Raw genomic sequence first — 16,933 nt, 5'->3', positions numbered from 1 at the left:
GCGCCTCTACGGCTGGCGCCAGGCGTCTTTACGGCTGGGTCGCGTCGGGCAGCATCAGGCGGTCGACGCGGTAGTCGGTCGCGCCGTCCACGCACAGGTCGGCGCAGACCTTGCCCAGCAGCGGGACGAACTTGAAGCCCCAGCCGCCGGTGGCGATCACCACGTTCTCCCCGCCGTGGAAACGGCCCTTGGCCGTGCCGAGGAAGAACTGCCGCTCGGGGTCGGCCGGCAGTACGGCGAGACAGGTCTCGCGCGCCAGCGGCCGCGGGTCCACCACCGGCAGATGCCGCTCCACCCACGCGCACATCCTGGCCACATGGCGTGGATCGGGGGCGCCGGTCGCCTGCGCGGGGTCGGCCAGCGCGTTGACCTCGAAGACCGGGCCGACCCGGACCCGGTCGGTGTCCTGCCAGGCGTTGGGCGGGAATCCGTAGAACAGGTTGGTGTCCTCCTCGGTCGGTTCCTGGAAGACGAACCAGAACGGGTAGCGCGCCCCGGGATCGCGCTGCCGCAGCGTCACCAGCGCCATCTCGAACACATTGAGGTCGAGCCGGGTGCCCAGCGGTTCGAGCAGCCGGTTGGCCCAGGCGCCGTTGGCCAGCACGACCTTTCCCGCCCGGCACCAGCCGCGTGAGGTGCGCAGCCGTACGCCCTCGCCGTCGGGAACCAGCTCCAGCACCGGCTCCCCCGCCCGCAGCACACACCCCGCGTCCTCGGTCAGCCGCAGCAGGCCCTCCACCGTGGCGCGCACATCGACGGCGCCGCCGTCGGGCTGGACGAATCCCTCGAAGTGGCCGGGCAGACCGGTGAATCCGTAGCGGCGCTCGATATCGGCCGCGGTGAGCCACTCGTACGGGATGGAGAGCTCGTCCATGGTCCGGGCGGTGGCCGAGATCTTGCCCTCGTTGGTGGCCACGTCGATGTCGCCGAACCAGAGGCTGCCGTAGGCGTGCAGCAGTTGCCGCCCGCCGGCCCGTTCGAGTTCGCGCCACAGCGGCAGGGCTTCTCCGGTCAGCCGGCACAGGTCCGGCTCGGTGTACTGCAGCCGCCAGTGCCGTTCCGCGCCGCTCGTGCCGCACTGTTCGTTGCCGAACGCGAACTGCTCGAAGACCGCCACCCGTGCGCCCCGGCGGGCGGCATGCCAGGCGGAGGCGAGCCCGACCGGGCCGCCGCCGATGACGACGATGTCGTAGTGCTCCGCTTCGGTCACCGGTCCCAGCCCTCCGTCTGCCGCGCCGTTCCCGCCGCGATCGGTATGCCTCGGACCTCCTGGCCGAGGACGGTGTCCAGCCGGGACACGACCTGCTCGACCTGCCGGTCGGGCATGCCCGGGTGGCAGGGCAGGTTGACCTGCTGCTCGAACCACATGCGCTCGGCGACCGGGCACTCCCCGGCGTCGTGGCCCCTCGCCCGCCATTCGGCGAGCAGGTGCAGGGGGAAGTAGCGCAGCTGCATCTGCACGCCGAGGGCGTCGAGCCGGGAGACCAGGCGGTCCCGCCGGAAGCCGTCGGCCGGGTCGGCGAAGAAGGTGTACAGGTGGTGTCCGTGCCGGACCGGCTCGGGTCCCTCGTGCATCCGGATTCCGGGGTACTGCTGGAGGACCTCGGTGTAGGCGGCCGCGATGTCCGCCCGTCTGCCGACCAGCCGGTCCAGTTTGGCGAGCTGGACGGTGCCCACCGCCGCGTTCGGCTCCGCGAGGGTGGCGTTGGTGCCGCCGTAGCGGATCGCCGAGCAGTCGTGGGTGAAGGCGGCGCCGGGGTGCATCATCCACGGGCGGGCGCTGGTGGTCTCCCCGATGGTCCGCGCCCGCTCGCGGTAGACCGCGTCGGCGTCGTTGGACCGGATACGGTCCGCCCGTTCGGCCAGCGTCCGGTCGAACAGCGTGATCATCCCGCCCTCGCCGAGGGTGGTGATGTTCTTGCTGGAGTGGAAGCTGAAGCAGCCGATGTCGGCCAGCGCGCCCGGCTTTCGCCCCCGGTATTCCGCGCCGAGCGCGTGTGCGCAGTCCTCGATCACCGTGATGCCGTGCCGGCGGGCGATCTCCATGATGGTGTCCATGTCGCAGGGCAGACCGCCGTAGTGCACCAGGATCACGGCTCTGGTACGGCTGGTGATCAGCGAGGCGAAATGCTCGGGGTCGATGTTGAGCGTGGTCGGTTCGACATCGCAGAAGCGCACCTGCACCGGGTAGTTCAACAGCGGTTGCACACTGGCCTTGTAGGTCTGCGGGGTCGCTATGACCTCGTCGCCCTCTTTCAGATCGAGCAGCCGTATCGCGATCTCCAGTGCCACGGTCCCGCTGGTCACCGAAAGCGCGTGCGGCACACCGAGGTACTCGCGAAAACATCGCTCGAACTCTTCGCGGAATCGTCCCCCTGACAGGTTCTCACCGGATGCGAGCAACCGGGTGAGCACACCGATTTCCTGCTCTCCGAGTACGGACCCGAGTTCCGGATAGGGAATCTCGTACGGGTCACCACTGCACACCGCAGACTTACGATATTCGTCCGGCATGGCGCAACACTCTCAAATCCAGCCTCCGGCGGAAATACACCGGTTGATGTAATGCCGTTCTACGACCTCGGTGCACCGCAACGGTTTCCGCAGCGGGCGGCTAGTACCGACGTATTAGTCCGTTGTCATGGCCGACAGGCGTCGCCTAGCCTCGCCCTGCGCTCGCCGTAACGCCATCGGAAAATCAAGGAGCCGTCGTGTCCGTGGACGTACTCAAGCAGTTGTTGCTCGATATCGGTATCGCGGAGCAGACGCTTGCCGAGATCGAACCGAATACCCGGCTCCGCGCCGATCTCGGCCTGAGCTCGGTCGAGACCACCGATCTGGAGATTCAGTTGCGCGAACGATTCGGCATCCGGGTCGATCTGTGGGACAAGGTGGACTACACGGTGGAACAGCTGGCGGTCGGCATACCGGGGACGCCCCGATGAGCCGGTCCGGGGTCCGGCCGCTGGATCCGGACGTGCCCATGATCGACCCGCGACGGGCCGAGGCCTATGTGCGGGCCGGGCTGTGGCGCGAGGAGCGGATCGCCGACGCTCTGCGCGCCGCCCGCCTGCGCTCCCCCGGCCGCTGCGCCGTGGTGAGCGGAACGACCCGGCTGACCCACGGCGAGCTGCACACGGCCGTCACCACGGCCGGACAGCGCCTGGAGGGGCTCGGGGTGCGGGCCGGGGACCGGGTGGTGGTGCAGCTGCCGAACTGCGCCGAATTCGTGGTGCTGGTCCTGGCGTTGCTCGACATCGGAGCGCCGCCGGTGCTGGTCCTGCCCGGGTTCGGCGCGTACGAACTGGGCCATGTGGTGCGTGCCGCCCGGCCGGTCGCCCTCGCGGTGAGCGCCGGTCGCAGGTCGGCCGGCCCGGTGGAAGAGGCCAGGCGGCTGCGGAAGGAGCACGCGGGTCTCGGGCATGTCCTCGCTCTCGGCGACGCCGCGGACGGCGATGTCGACCTCGCCGCCCTGTGCGACCCGGACGCGCCGTGGGACGGTCCGGTCGGCCCGGTCGCCGGGCCGGACCGTCGGGTCCGGGAGTCCGCCATGACCGACGCCGCCGTGTTCCTGCTGTCCGGGGGCACCACCGGCCCGCCGAAGGTGATTCCGCGGGGCAACGCGGCGTACGCGTACATGATCCGGACGGCCTGCGAGATCGCGGACGTCTCGCACGACTCCGTCTACCTGGCCGTGATGCCGGCCGCCCATGGGTTCGTCCTCAACTGCCCGGGCGTGCTGGGGACGTTGGCCCAGGGCGGCACGGTCGTGCTCGGCGACACCACCGACCCCCGGCAGGCCCTCGACCTGATCGCGCGCGAACGGGTGACGCACTGCGCGCTCGTGCCGACGGTGGCCCTGCAGTGGCTGGCCGCCGCCGACGGGACGACCGCCGGTCCCGGCAGTCTGCGGGTGCTCCAGACCGGCGGCGCCCGCCCCGCACCGGAACTGGCGAGCAGGGTCCGCCCCGTACTGGGGGCGACGCTCCAGCAGTGCTACGGCATGAGCGAGGGCCTGCTCAGCTATACGGGTCTCGACGACCCGGAGCCGGTGATCGTCGGGACCCAGGGCCGCCCCGCCTCCCCGCTGGACGAGGTGGTCATCGTGGACGAGCACGGCCGGCCGGTGCCGGACGGCACCACGGGAGAACTGCTGACCCGGGGCCCCTACACCGTCGCGGGGTACTACCGGGACCCGGCCGCGACCGCGAAGGCGTTCACACCCGACGGCTTCTACCGCACGGGCGACCTCGCGACCCGGATGCCCGAGGGCGACCTCGTCGTCAACGGCCGGGTCCGCGACATCATCAACCGCGGCGGCGAGAAGATCCCCGCCGAGGATCTGGAGATGGCGGTCGCGCGGCATCCGGCCGTACGCGGCTGCGCCGCCGTCGGCGCGCCGCACGAGCTGTACGGCGAGGTCGTCTGCCTGTACGTCGTCCCGGAGGCGGGCCGGGAGGAACCCACCCTGCTGGAGGTGCGCCGGTTCCTGCGCGGACTGGGGCTCGCCCCCTGGAAGCTGCCCGAACTGCTGCACCTCGTCACGGAGTTGCCCACCACCGCCATCGGAAAGATCGACAAGAAGGCGCTCCGCGCCGATATCGCGCGGCGCACGGCCGTGGAGGCGTAGCCCATGACCCATCGCATCGACGCGGACCTGCTCATCCCCGGCGCCGGGGAGCCCACCGCGCACGGCAGCGTCGTCCATACGGACGGCCGGATCGAGTTCGCGGGTCCGACCACCGAACTGAGCTACGCACACCGGGCGTTGGCACCGACGCGGGTCGCCACCCTGATGCCCGGGCTGTGGGACTGCCATGTGCACCTCGCCGGGATCCGCGGCCGGGTCAGCACCGAGGAACTGATGCTCACCCCCGAGACGCTGGCCGTCGCCCGCAGCGTCAAGGACGCCGAGACGGCGCTGCGCGCGGGGTTCACCAGCCTGCGCGACATGGGCGGCCATGGCTGCGTCCTCGCGGAGGCCGTCCGGGAGGGCACGTTCACCGGCCCGAACATCTACAGCGCGAACCAGGTCATCGGGCAGACGGGCGGGCACAGCGACGCGCATCGCCTGCCCTATCGCTGGGTGACCGACCCCTGCCGCAGCGGCGGCACGCTGCGCATCGCCGACGGGGTCGACGAGTGTGTGCGCGCCGTACGCCTCCAGCTCCGGGCGGGCGCCGAACTGATCAAGATCTGCACCTCGGGCGGTGTGCTGAGCGAGGTGGACAACCCGGTGCACCAGCAGTACCGCAGCGAGGAGTTGAAGGCCATCGTCTCCGAAGCCGCCCGGGCCGACCGCATCGTCGCGGCGCACTGCCACGGGCGGGCCGGCATCCTGGCCGCGATCCACGCCGGGTGCCACACGGTCGAGCACGGTACGGAGATCGACGAGGAGACCGCGGACCTGATGGCCGGCCGGGGCATGACGCTGGTGCCCACGCGCACCGTCTACGAGGCTTTCCGGCGTAACGTCGCCGCGCTGCCGCCGGCCTGGCGGGACCGTTTCGAGCTGATGGCCGAGCGGCATCGCGCGGCGATCGGCATCGCGCACCGGGCCGGCGTCACCATCGCCCTCGGAACGGATCTGGGCACCAGCGACCGGAACGGCCCGCTGTCCTGGGGCGGGCACGCGAGCGAGTTCGCCCATCTGACCGAGGCGGGGCTGAGCCCGCTGGAGGCCATCGCGGCGGCCACCGCCCACGGCCCCGGCACGCTCGGGCCCCGGGCGCCCCGGTCCGGCCGGCTGGCCGCCGGTCACGACGCGGATCTCCTGGCGGTGGCCGGGGATCCGCTGTCCGACATCGGCGTGCTGGCCGACCCGGAGCGCATCACCCACGTATGGAAGTCCGGGGAGCTCGTGCACCGGCACACCGCCGTGGCCGGTGAGGGTGCCGTCCGGTCCGGGTGAGCCCGGCACCGGTGACCGGCCCGGGTGACCAACACCGGTGACCTGCCGCCGCACGGGGCACTTCTCAGGCGGTGCCGGAAGTGCCCCATGCGGCGATGAACTGCGACATCGGCATCACGCCCGCGTTCACCTGGGCGAACGCGTCCATGGCCTGCTGGTTCCCGGCCATGCTCTCCAGGAGCTTCTCGAACTCCGGGGAGAGCGGTTCCAGCGCGGAGACCTGGAGCGTGAAGTCGTAGACGGGCTGTGCGTGCCGGTCGCGGGCGGACTGATAGCCGGCCATCGCCGCGTCGAACGCCGTACGCCCGGACAGCGCGTCGTCCAGCGCCCGGGCGCACAGCTCGGCGGAAATGAACGCGTCGCTGATGCCCTGCGCGGTGAAGAAGTCCTTGCAGTAGCCGGCGTCACCGACCAGCACCCAGCCGGGGCCGAAGGGCTTGCGGAAGTAGTTCGGCAGGGCCGCTCCGACGATCCGGTCCTCACGCCGGGCGTCGCGTACACGCTCCGCCCACGCCGGTGCCAGCTCGAAATTCTTGAAGTAGTTTCCCTCGATGTCCTTCTTGATGTCACTGAATTCCGCGAACGGCCAGCACCCGCCGACCAGGGTCAGTCCGTCATGTGTCGGCCAGGCGCCGAAACTCCGGTGGGGACGGGAATGCGCCTTGAATACGCCGTCCATCTCCAGCCCGCTGAAGTAGCTGTAGTAGCCGACCATCAGTTTCGGGTGCTCGTTGTACCGCGGCGCACCCACCGCACGAGCGACCAGCGAATGCAGACCGTCCGCGCCGAGCACCACGCACGCCCGCTCGGTCACCTCCGGGCCGCCCGTCTCCCGCCCGCGCACGCCCACCACCCGGCCGGCCTCGTCGAGGACGAGCCCGGAGACCGTGAAACCCTCACGGAGTTCGGCGCCCGCCTCCACCGCCGCGTCCACCAGCAGTTGGTCCAGGACGGTCCGACGAGGCGCGTACGCGTACGGTTCGGCCGCCGTGCCCGGAGCGCCCGGCAGGACGAGGGAGCCGAAGTCGAACTCATAGGTGTGGATGGGCGGACAGCCGGTGGCGACCAGCCGGTCGAGCAGACCCCATCCGCGCAGCGCGGCGACGCCCGGCGGATGCACCAGATGGGTCGACAACGTATCGCTGGGAAAAGACGCCCGGTCCACGACCAGAACCCGATATCCCTTCCTCGCCAACAGCATCGCGGTCGGCGAACCCGCACACCGCGCACCCACGACAATCACGTCGTAGCGGCTTTCACCCATTTCCACTCCTGCCCGCAGTCATGTGATGGTCCGTCGGATGGAGGCTGTTTCGCGCAGCAGACTACGCACACCGCCGAGCAAGCGGCAATGAGACTAGATCCACGGGTGTAAAACCAGGTGGCCCATCGGATGAGAAGGCAGCTATGGCCGAAGGACTGTGCGGCCTTGTAGATTTTCGACCAAGCCGACCGTCGAAAGAGAATGCCGAGGAGTCAGGCAATGACCTCACGTGCCGCATCCGCACTCGACACTTCTTGGGACAGCCCGCCGGAATCGCAGGATCTCATCCAGGAAGCCATGGCATGGCATTTCGACCCCAAAACCGGCTCACCGTTCTGGCAGGAGCAGAGCAGGAAACTGTCCTTCGATCCGCGTAAGGACGTGCGGACCGTCGAGGATCTGTCGTTGTTCGCCAACGTCGTCGACGACCTGCGCGACTCCCGCATAGAGGACCTGGTCCCCAGGGGCTACGGATCCATCACCCAGCTGCCCACTCCACCGGTGGTGGGCGAAAGCGGTGGTACGACCGGGGCGCCGAAGCGGGTGTTCGTGCTGCCGGATGTCCGGGAGCAGTCCTGGGCCTGGTACTACAACAGGCTGCTGGAGCACGGGATCGCGGCGGGCGACAACTGGCTCGGGATCATGCCGGCCGGCCCGCACATGGCCGGCATCCTGGCCCAGGACACCGCCCAGCGCTTCGGCTCCATCTTCTTCACCGTGGACTTCGACCCGCGTTGGGCGAAACTCGTCATCGGCCGCGGCGCCGCCGACGAGGCGAAGGCCTACATCACCCATCTGGTCAACCAGATCGAATGGATCCTGCAGAGCCAGGACATCCGCGTCATGGTGATCACGCCGCCGCTGCTGGAGGCGGTCTGCCGGCGCGATCATCTGGTGGACCTCATCAACGCGAAGGTGAACACGGTCATCTACGGCGGTACGTCGATGGACGAGGACACCCGCCATCTGTTCCGGACCGAACTCTTCCCGCAGATCAACTTCGTCAGCATCTTCGGCAGCACGATGATCTTCTGCGCGATGCCGGAGCGGCCGGGTGCGCCCGCCGACGAGTCCCCGGTCTTCGACCCGCCGTCGCCGTTCTCCATGTTCTCGGTGATCGATCCGGACACCGGGAAGAACGTGCCGTACGGGGAGCGGGGGCAGGTCCTCACCCACCACATCACCCGGAATCTCTTCCTGCCCAACAACCTGGACCGGGACACCGGGATCCGCCACCCGCACCGCCTGGGGTATCCGGGGGACGCGGTGGCGGCGTTCAGGCCGGTACGGGAGTTCGGCGCGGCCGCAGTGGTCGAAGGGGTCTACTGACGTGCGGAGCACATCCCCCGCGCCGGTGGCACTCCCCGCACTCGGCACCGCGGGGCCCTACCTGAGCCGGAACCAGGAAGTCGTCCGCGACGTCCGGGACGAGCCGGTGGCCGAACTGAGCCTGGTGCCCTGGCTGTTCGCCCAGCGGAGCATCCGGGCGCTGCGCAGGGCCGCACCGCCCGACCCGGAACGGCGCAGAAAGCTCCTGACCCGGGCGGGCTGGCTCTTCGCGAGCGGCGCGGTCGACGGGGTCTCCCCCGACTCCTACCACCGGACCGTGGCCGATGTGTCCGGCATACCGATCGCCACCGTACGGCTGCTGGCCCAGCAGGTCGGCGACTACGCCGCGACCGCGTACGAGAGCGTGCACCAGGCGCGTCCGGCCGGCGCGGCGGACAGCTGGCGCGACCCGCGGACCGGACACGGCTCCGGGGTGTGGACGCGCCGCGGCGAGGTGCTGATGGTGCACGCTCCGGCCAACTCCCCCGCCGTGCACACCGCGTGGCTCGACGCCCTGGCTCTCGGGTACCGCGTGGCGGTCCGTCCGTCGCAACGGGAGCCGTTCACCGCGCACCGGCTGGTCTCGGCCCTGCGCCAGGTGGGTTACGACAACGACCAGGTCGTCCTGTTGCCCACGGACCACCCGACGGCCGACCGGCTGGTCGCCGAGGCGGATGTCGCCATCGCGTTCGGCGGCGACGAGGTGGCCCGTAAATACGGGTCCAGCACCCTGGTCATGCCGTTCGGGCCGGGCCGGTCGAAGATCCTCCTCACCTCCGGTGCGGATGCCGCGCGGCACCTGGACACCATCACGGAGTCCATCGCCGGTCATGCCGGCACCGGGTGCGTCAACGCGACCGCGGTGTTCGTGGAGGGCGACCCCGGGCCCGTCGCCGAGGCCATCGCCGAACGGCTGGACAGGCTTCCGTCGCTCCCCCCGGGTGACGAGCGGGCCGGGCTGCCGGTCCGCCGGGCCGAGGCCGCGCACGCCATGGACGCCTATCTGCGGGCCCGGGCGGGCGACGCGCGGCCGCTGTTGGGTGCGGAGAGCATCGCCCACGAACTCGGCGACGGTTCGGCGGTGTTGCGCCCGGCGGTGTTCCTGCTCGACCGCCAGGACGCCCCGCAGGCCCGGATCGAGATGGGCTTCCCCTGCGTCTGGGTGCTGCCGTGGCGGCGTGAGGGCGACTGGATGGCGCCCTTGCGCGACACCCTGTCGCTCACCGCTTTCACCGACGACGCCGACCTCATCGAAGCGCTGGTCGCCGAGCCGTCCATCAACAAGATCCATATCGGGGACCATCCGACGACCTGGACGCGTCCCGGCCTTCCGCACGAGGGGTATCTCGGCGCGTTCCTCATGCAGACCAAGGCGGTCGTCGTCGGCTGACGGCACGGGCGAACGGCGCGGCGTGGTCCGCCTATTCTGGTGACCATGACCGCCCTGCCTCCGGAGCCCGCTCCGCGCCCCGTCCCGTCAGGAGAACTCCGCGCCTCCCACGACGACCGGGAAGCGGTGGTGGAGCGGCTGCGCGATGCGGCCGCCGAGGGCCGCATCGGTTTCGACGAGCTGGATGCGCGCCTGGAGCGGGCGCTGCGGGCCGGGACGCATGCCGAACTGGCCGTCCTGACCGCCGACTTGCCACAGCCGCAGTCGGCCGCGAGCGGGCCGCCGCTGGTACTCAAGGGCGGCCTGTACGGCGCGTCCCGGGGCCCCGGGCGCTGGGAGGTTCCCGGGCGGGTGATCGCCCACGGCGGCGTGGGCGGTGTGAAGCTGGACTTCACCCGGGTCGAGTGCCGCCTCACGGAGGTGGCGGTGGAGGCGTACGGGGAGACCTCGGGCGTCACGATCGTCATCCCCGACGGCTGGGCCGCGGACACCGGCGGCATGGATCCCGGCTTCGGCGGACTCAAGGACGAGACCACGTCCGACCGGCTCCCGGGGACGCCGCTGATCCGGCTCACCGGGGCCGGCGGCACGGCCGGGGTGGTCATCCGTCACCCCAACGGCCGGGAACGGCGCAAGCTGCACGGCAACCCGCCGCGGGGCTGAGGGCGTCCTCCCGCCAGGGGCAACGGGCCCGCCCCCCGCCGGGAGGAGCAGGCCCGTGGCCACCGCCGTCGGGAATCGGCCCTCGGCTACATCGGGGCGGTGGCCTCGATCATGTGCAGGGTCGAGTCCACCGGGCGGACCCTCCGCACGGTCAGTCCGGCCCGCTCCGCGATGCTCAGCAGTCCGGCCCGGGTGTGCTTCTGTCCGCCGATGACCAGCAGCATGCGGAGATCCAGCGCGGCGGCGAGCCTCTTTCCGGGACCGTCGTCGACGAAGTTCTCCACGATGATCATCCGGGCTCCCGGCCGCGCCGCCCGCACCGCGTTGCGCAGGATCAGGACCGAGTCGTCGTCGTTCACCCCCAGGATGTTCTTGAAGAGGTAGGTGTCGGCCTCGACGGGGATGTCCTTCAGGCAGTCACCGGGCACCAGCCGCACCCGGTGAGCCAGTTCGCCGCCCGGGTGCAGTCGCGCATCGGCGTTCGCCACGACGTCGGGGAGGTCGAGCAGAAAGCCCCGCAGGGTCGGGTGGCGTTCCAGCAACGTACCGAGCACGAGTCCCTGGCCGCCGCCGACATCGGCGATCGTGCCGGCCCCGGTCATCGGGAGCATGTCGGCGATGGCGTTCGCGGACCACCGGGTCTGCTCGGTCATGGCACGGGCGAAGGTCCGCGCGGAATCCGGCCATGCGGTGTGCAGCTGCTCGTAGAACGTCCGGCCGTGCGCCCTGGTGAAGACCTCGCCTCCTGTCCGTACCGACTCGTCGAGGTTTCCCCAGAGTTCCCAGAGCCACGGCTCGGTGCACCACAGCACCAGATATTTGATGCTGTCCGGGGAGTCCTCGCGCAGCGCCCGTGACTTCTCGGTGTGGACGAACGCGTCCTCCGCCTCCTCCGCGAACACTCCGTAGGACGTCAGCGCCCGCAGGAGCCGTCGCAGCGCGGCCGGGTGCGCGCCGATCGCTGTCGCGAGTTCATCGGCCGTCGCCGGCGTATCGCCGAGCGCCTCCGGCAGGCCCAGGGTCACCGCCGCGCGCGCCGAGGCCGCGCAGGCCGCGCTGAGCGCGTGTTCCATCAGTCCCGATACCAGGGAATCGTTCGGTACCGGGGAATCGTTCGACATCGCTCTGCTCGTCATCGGACACCTCTCCGCCCATCCCAAGGAATGCCTGGTCGTCTGCCGTTCCGGCAGCGCGTTCCCCGCGCCCCGTCAGGGGGTGAGCCGGTGTCCTTCCTGATGCCGGAGCAGCGTGCAGACATCGCGCAGCGCGGACTCCGTGCGGGCGATGTCCGCGTCCGTGAGATGGATGGAGGGTTCGAACCGGACCGAATTCCCGGCGGGCCCGACCGGCAGCACCCGTATCCGGTGCTCCCGCAGCACGTATCCCGCCAGGAAGTAGCCGAGCATGCCCGATCCGGCCTTCTCCCGCAGGTGTTGGCAGGACGCCTCCGTCTGGTCCGTGAACTCCAGCGCGACCATGAGGCCGATGCCCTCGACGCCGTCCACGACATCCGGGAAGTCGGACGCGACCGAGGTCAGCATCTCCTTCAGCCGGTCCCCGCGCTCGGCGGCCACCTTGTACGCCCGGCCGTCGTCGGCCTCCAGCATCTCCAGCACCTTGACGGCGACGGCGGCGGAGAACCCGTCCTTGGCGAAGGTCGAGCTGTGCATGACCTCGAACTCCGGGCGGAAGCGGTCCTGGTGGAAGAGTGCCACCGAGTTCTTGGCGATTCCTCCGCCGATGCTCTTGGCCAGGGTGTAGTAGTCGCCCCGCAGACCCATGTGCGAACTGGCGAGAAAGGCGCCGGTCCGCCCCATGCCGCTGTGGATCTCGTCGACGATCAACGGGCATCCGACCGCGTCGCACACCGCCCTGATCTCACGGGCCGCCGCTTCGGTCAGCGGACGCATGCCGTTCGCGCCCTGGACGGGTTCCACGAAGAAGGCGCCGATGACCGGGAAGTCCCGCTCCACCACCCGCACCACGCCGTCGTCCACCAGGACGTCCAGCAGGCTTTCCCGGAGATCCTCGACGGCCGCCTTCATCGCCTCCGGCCGGTCCGCGGGGAGGAAGCGGGTCGACGACGCCAGCGAGGTGAAGGGCACCCGCCAGTGCGGGTTCTGGGTGAGCTGGACACTGGCGACCAGCTTGCCGTGAAAGGCGTTCTCCAGCGCCAGATGGACGGGCCCCCTCGCGACCAGTTCCGCGTTCCTGCGCTCGACCTCGGCGATCAGTCGCTCGAACCTCTCGGCAGGGCCGCCCGCCTGATCGACCTGAACGTGGCCGCTCTCGGGGAGGGTTGCCCGCCCGGTGCGGATCGCCTCTCGCGCTTCCTCCGTATGCCGGCCGATGTCGTCCGTGAGTTTCGCTGTCCGCGCGCGGCGCTCCAGCTCCGCGTGCTTCACACATATCTCGACGGCTTCGGCTCCGCTGTTGGCGAATATCGCCGCGTAGTCGCCGTCCTTGCTCGGCGTCTCCCGTCGTAATATCGCGTTCAGTGTCGTGGCTATGTCGTTGGCGTGCGACTGCCGGGACAGCGGGACGTACACCGGAATCTGCTGGTCCAACACGGACTTCGCGTGTTCGATGATGTCCGGGTTGTTGTGGCCGAAGATCAACGATCCGAATCCGCACACATGATCAAGCACCGGAACTTCCTGACCGTTCTCGTCCAGGAAATACAGCGTGTTGGCTTCGGCCCGGGAATACTCGATCCCGAGCCCCACACTGCTCAGCCAGTCGTTCAGCAGGCGGTCCGCACAAACGGTTTCACTGACGGGACTGCTCATACCCTGCCTCAATCGCCGGTCCGTTTTGGTGGTCCCGGACTTTACAGACGAGCATCTCCACCGGCAACAGGTCTAAATCTCCGGGTTTAATCGGCTCGAACCTTCGTTTACGTTACGCACTGCCGGCATCGCCGCCGGGCTACGGTGATCCGACGACCGAGGCGCGTTCAGGGCGACCACCCATGTCCCTTGCGGACCGGACAGCAGAGACGGCGGAAACAAGTTCATGAAACGTGACGACAGTAATAGCGCAGCGGAAAAAGGACCGGCGATCCTGACGCCGAATTCCACACTGGTCACGCCCGACGACATCCGCTACGAGAACCTGTGCCACGCCTACAACTACCGGTTCGTCGCGAAGCCGGACTATTTCCGCCTCGTCCACTCGCCCCGGCAGGCCGAAGAGGCGGTCCGGGAAGCGGTGGCGGCCGGGAAGAGGATCACCGTGCGATCGCGCGGGCACTGCGGCGAGGACTTCGTGGCCGCGCCCGATGTGGAGGTCATCCTGGACCTCTCCCCCATGTCCCGCGTCGACTTCGACCCGGAACGCAACGCCTTCGTCATCGAGGCCGGCGCTCCGGTGGGAACGATGATCCACACCCTCTTCCACCACTGGGGCGTCACCGTCCCCGTCGGCTTCTGCATGGGCGTGGGAGCGGGCGGGCACATCAGCGGAGGCGGTTACGGACCGCTGTCCCGGCAGCTCGGACTCAGCGTCGACCATCTGTACGCGGTCGAGGTGGTCGTCGTGGGCCGGGACCGCAAGGTGTCGACGGTGGTGGCCACGCGCGAGGAGAACGACCCGAACCGCGACCTCTGGTGGGCCCACACCGGTGGCGGCGGCGGCAACTTCGGCGTGATCACCCGCTACTGGATGCGTTCCCCGGAGGCGTCCGGCACCGATCCGGCCGGCCTGCTGCCCCGCCCGCCGGGCGCCCTGCACATCGCGGAGGTGAGCTGGCCGTGGGACCGGCTCACCGAGGCCGGCTTCGTCCGGCTGATCGGCAACTTCATGGACTGGCAGATGGCGAACAGCACGGTCGGCTCGCCGAACACCGATCTGTACGCCCTGCTCGACTGTCAACACCGCTCGACGGGGAACATCTCCCTGCACGCCCACGTGCCCGTGGAGTCGCCGGGCGCGCCCGCCCGTATGCGGGCCTTCCTCGACGCGCTCGACGCCGGTGTCGGCGTCGCCCCGACCGCCCGGCGCACGTCCCTGCCGTGGCTGGCCGCCAGCCAGTATCTGGCGGTGCCCGACACCGGACCGACAGCCATCGGACTGCGGTGCAAGGTCAAATCGGCGGACCTGCGCGCTCCGCACAGCGCGGACCAACTCGCCGCCCTCTACCGGCACCTCACCGACGACGACTATCAAGGCACGTACGCGGCGGTGGAATACATCGCCTACGGCGGCAAGGTGAACACCGTGCCCTCCGCCGCCACGGCCATTCCGCGAGGCGCTCTGCTGAAGACGTTCTACATGGTCACCTGGCAGGATCCCGCCGAGGACGACAAACACCTGCGCTGGATCCGCGAGCTGTACCGCGATGTGCATTCCTCGACGGGCGGGGTGCCGGTGCCGAACGGCATCAACACCGGCGCCTACATCAACTATGCGGACATCGATCTCGCCGACCCGGAATGGAACACCTCCGGCGTCCCCTGGCACGCGCTGTACTACGGCGAGAACTATCCGAGGCTCCAGGAAGTCAAGGCGAAGTGGGACGCGTTGAACATCTTCCGCCATGCCTTGTCCATCACCGCTACGTCCACCGAAGCAGAAGGAAAGTGAGTTCATGAAGACCGAGGCCGACGCCCGCCGCACCGTGATATCAGCGATCTTCGGGACACTGGCCACCCAGGCCGTCGGCGCCGCCGCGCGGCTGGAGCTGGCCGACCGGATCGGTGACGGCGAGGCCGGCACCGACGAACTGGCCCGCGGCTGCGGTCTGCCCGCCGAGCAGCTGGGCAGATTGCTGCGCGCCCTGGCCTCGCTCGGCCTGTGCGTCGAGCCGAGCCCGGGCCGGTTCGCGCTCACCGAGGCGGGGGCGCTGCTGCGCCGCGACACCCCGGCGTCGCTGCTGGCCTTCGCCGCCTTCCTCACGCACGACGTCTTCCAGCGCAATTGGCTGAATCTGGAGGAGTCGCTGGGTACCGGCCGGCCCGCGTTCGACACGGAGTTCGGCGAGCCGGTGTACGACTATCTGTCCGGCCGGCCGGAGCTGGCCGCGCTGTTCCACTCGGCCATGAGCAGGCGTCATCTGCCGCTGGAGATGGCCTCGGCCATCTCCGCGGTCTACGACCTGGGCCCCTTCCGTACGGTCGTCGACGTCGGCGGCGGTGACGGCACGCTGCTCGCCGCGTTCCTCGACCGGTACCCGCGGCTGACGGGCACCGTGTACGAGACCGAGGCCGGGGTGGCACGCGCGGGGGAGACCATCGCCGCGTCCGGGCTGGCGGACCGGTGCCGCGCGGTCGCGGGAGACTTCTTCGTCGACGTACCCGGGGGCGCCGATCTGTATCTCGTCAAGAACGTGGTGCTCAACTGGGACGACGAACGCGCGGGGGCGATTCTGCGCCGGGTCCGGGCGGCCATGCCCGACCGCGCGAAACTGCTCATCGCCGAACCCGTGCTGCCCGACACGGCCGATGTGGACACCATCAACCACGCGGCCCTGGAGAACCCGTATCTGACCGATCTGCACATGCTGGTCACCATCGGCGGACGGCAGCGCACCCGGGCGGAGTACACCGCGCTCTGCGCGGGGGCGGGGCTGCGTGTCACCGAGGTCGTGCCGCTGGCCCAGGAGCTGAACGCGTCGCTCATCGAGGCCGTACCCGACACCGCTGCCTGACCGGGTACCGTCCGGCGGCAGTGGCACCGGCTCACCGCCGACGCCACTGCCGCCCTGTGCCGCCTTCCGCGCCCTCCGCGCTTTCCGCGCCCGGTCAGGAAGGCGTGTCCTCCCGGCGCTGGTGCTGCACCAGCCCCTGCCGCATGGCGATGACCACGGCCTCCGTACGGTCCGCTACGCCGAGCTTGTGGTAGACCATGTGCAGATGGGCCTTCACCGTCTGCTCGGTGATGTGCAGCGCGCGGCCGATCCGGCGGTTGGACAGACCCTGGGCCAGCAGATGGAGCACTTCCTTCTGGCGCCGGGTGAGCGGCAGGGGCTGCTGAGCGGCAGCGGGCCGGGTGTCCCGGGCCCCGGTTTCGCCGGCCGGGGCGTCCTCGGACCGCGTCGGGGTGCGGGGCGTTCCGGCGACCGCCTGCTGGGCCGGGACACCACGGGCGCCCCGGTGTCGTGGGGCGACCAGATTCATGCGTGCGCGGCGGGCGACATCGCCGAGCTCCTGCAGAAGTGTCAGCACTTCGTCGATCTGGATGATGGCCGCCTGGGCCTCGTCTTCATTCTGGCGTTCCGTTAACGGCATGACATTCACACGATCTATCACCGGGTGATTCGCCTTTCGTTTGGACGACGCGTTGAAAGAGATCTGCGCGCTTCGGGGATCGCTCCGCGATGCCATGGCACGGCGAATTCCGGCGACGACCGAAGGTCAAATGTGGTGACAATCATCCA

At 69.9% G+C, this 16,933-nt stretch carries 14 protein-coding genes; 8 read left to right on the top strand and 6 right to left on the bottom strand.

Annotated features, from left to right (window positions below):
* Positions 1–28: 28 nt before the first annotated feature.
* Positions 29–1,210 carry an NAD(P)/FAD-dependent oxidoreductase gene (locus tag ACSMXR_RS29525; RefSeq protein WP_364882306.1) on the bottom strand — a complete coding sequence of 394 codons (1,182 nt, stop codon included), beginning with the start codon at positions 1,208–1,210 and terminating at the stop codon, positions 29–31.
* Positions 1,207–2,514, bottom strand: coding sequence for a DegT/DnrJ/EryC1/StrS aminotransferase family protein (locus tag ACSMXR_RS29520; protein ID WP_473170271.1), 1,308 nt, complete (start codon positions 2,512–2,514; stop codon positions 1,207–1,209). Before ACSMXR_RS29520 ends, ACSMXR_RS29525 begins: the two co-directional genes overlap by 4 nt.
* A gap of 203 nt (positions 2,515–2,717) precedes the next feature.
* Here ACSMXR_RS29520 and ACSMXR_RS29515 point away from each other — a divergent pair, with 203 nt between their 5' ends.
* From ACSMXR_RS29515 to ACSMXR_RS29505, 3 genes are read left to right on the top strand one after another with little or no spacing between them, the layout of a single operon-like run.
* On the top strand, positions 2,718–2,945 hold the full coding sequence (locus ACSMXR_RS29515; protein ID WP_240805830.1) for an acyl carrier protein: 228 nt from the start codon (positions 2,718–2,720) through the stop codon (positions 2,943–2,945).
* Positions 2,942–4,630, top strand: a complete 1,689-nt coding sequence (locus tag ACSMXR_RS29510; protein ID WP_473170270.1) for a (2,3-dihydroxybenzoyl)adenylate synthase — start codon at positions 2,942–2,944, stop codon at positions 4,628–4,630. The genes ACSMXR_RS29515 and ACSMXR_RS29510 overlap by 4 nt, the downstream gene beginning before the upstream one ends.
* A 3-nt stretch (positions 4,631–4,633) precedes the next feature.
* Complete coding sequence (locus ACSMXR_RS29505) at positions 4,634–5,911, top strand: metal-dependent hydrolase family protein (RefSeq protein WP_473170269.1); 1,278 nt, start codon at positions 4,634–4,636, stop codon at positions 5,909–5,911.
* 64 nt (positions 5,912–5,975) lie between these two features.
* Here ACSMXR_RS29505 and ACSMXR_RS29500 read toward each other — a convergent pair whose 3' ends face one another.
* Positions 5,976–7,175 (bottom strand): NAD(P)/FAD-dependent oxidoreductase, encoded by a 1,200-nt coding sequence (locus ACSMXR_RS29500; protein WP_473170268.1) that lies wholly within the window; start codon positions 7,173–7,175, stop codon positions 5,976–5,978.
* Positions 7,176–7,472: 297 nt separating this feature from the next.
* Between ACSMXR_RS29500 and ACSMXR_RS29495 the strand changes: the two genes are divergently transcribed.
* From ACSMXR_RS29495 to ACSMXR_RS29485, 3 genes are read left to right on the top strand one after another with little or no spacing between them, the layout of a single operon-like run.
* A complete protein-coding gene (locus ACSMXR_RS29495) occupies positions 7,473–8,504 on the top strand; it encodes a phenylacetate--CoA ligase family protein (RefSeq protein ID WP_473170267.1) in 1,032 nt (343 codons plus the stop codon).
* Position 8,505: 1 nt separating this feature from the next.
* Positions 8,506–9,894, top strand: coding sequence for an aldehyde dehydrogenase family protein (locus ACSMXR_RS29490; protein WP_473170266.1), 1,389 nt, complete (start codon positions 8,506–8,508; stop codon positions 9,892–9,894).
* A 45-nt stretch (positions 9,895–9,939) separates the two neighbouring features.
* On the top strand, positions 9,940–10,557 hold the full coding sequence (locus ACSMXR_RS29485; protein WP_473170265.1) for a DUF1707 SHOCT-like domain-containing protein: 618 nt from the start codon (positions 9,940–9,942) through the stop codon (positions 10,555–10,557).
* Positions 10,558–10,643: 86 nt separating this feature from the next.
* On the opposite strand, the gene ACSMXR_RS29480 is transcribed toward ACSMXR_RS29485, so the two are convergent.
* Positions 10,644–11,630 (bottom strand): methyltransferase, encoded by a 987-nt coding sequence (locus ACSMXR_RS29480; protein ID WP_473170264.1) that lies wholly within the window; start codon positions 11,628–11,630, stop codon positions 10,644–10,646.
* Positions 11,631–11,765: 135 nt separating this feature from the next.
* The gene (locus tag ACSMXR_RS29475) at positions 11,766–13,346 is read right to left on the bottom strand and encodes an aspartate aminotransferase family protein (protein ID WP_381909234.1); all 1,581 of its coding nucleotides are present in this window, start codon (positions 13,344–13,346) and stop codon (positions 11,766–11,768) included.
* 226 nt (positions 13,347–13,572) lie between these two features.
* Between ACSMXR_RS29475 and ACSMXR_RS29470 the strand changes: the two genes are divergently transcribed.
* Positions 13,573–15,141: an FAD-binding oxidoreductase gene (locus ACSMXR_RS29470; RefSeq protein ID WP_473170263.1), complete on the top strand. Its 1,569-nt coding sequence runs from the start codon at positions 13,573–13,575 to the stop codon at positions 15,139–15,141.
* A 4-nt stretch (positions 15,142–15,145) separates the two neighbouring features.
* Positions 15,146–16,204, top strand: coding sequence for a methyltransferase (locus ACSMXR_RS29465; RefSeq protein ID WP_473170262.1), 1,059 nt, complete (start codon positions 15,146–15,148; stop codon positions 16,202–16,204).
* Between the two features lie 94 nt (positions 16,205–16,298).
* Here the strand turns inward: ACSMXR_RS29465 and ACSMXR_RS29460 are convergent, their stop codons facing one another.
* Positions 16,299–16,784 (bottom strand): helix-turn-helix transcriptional regulator, encoded by a 486-nt coding sequence (locus ACSMXR_RS29460; RefSeq protein WP_364882275.1) that lies wholly within the window; start codon positions 16,782–16,784, stop codon positions 16,299–16,301.
* Between the last annotated feature and the right edge of the window lie 149 nt (positions 16,785–16,933).

The sequence above is a fragment of the Streptomyces sp. DSM 106670 genome (genome assembly GCF_055792845.1).
Note: the sequence above shows the minus strand (reverse complement) of the source record. Positions and strands in the feature narration are given on the sequence as shown.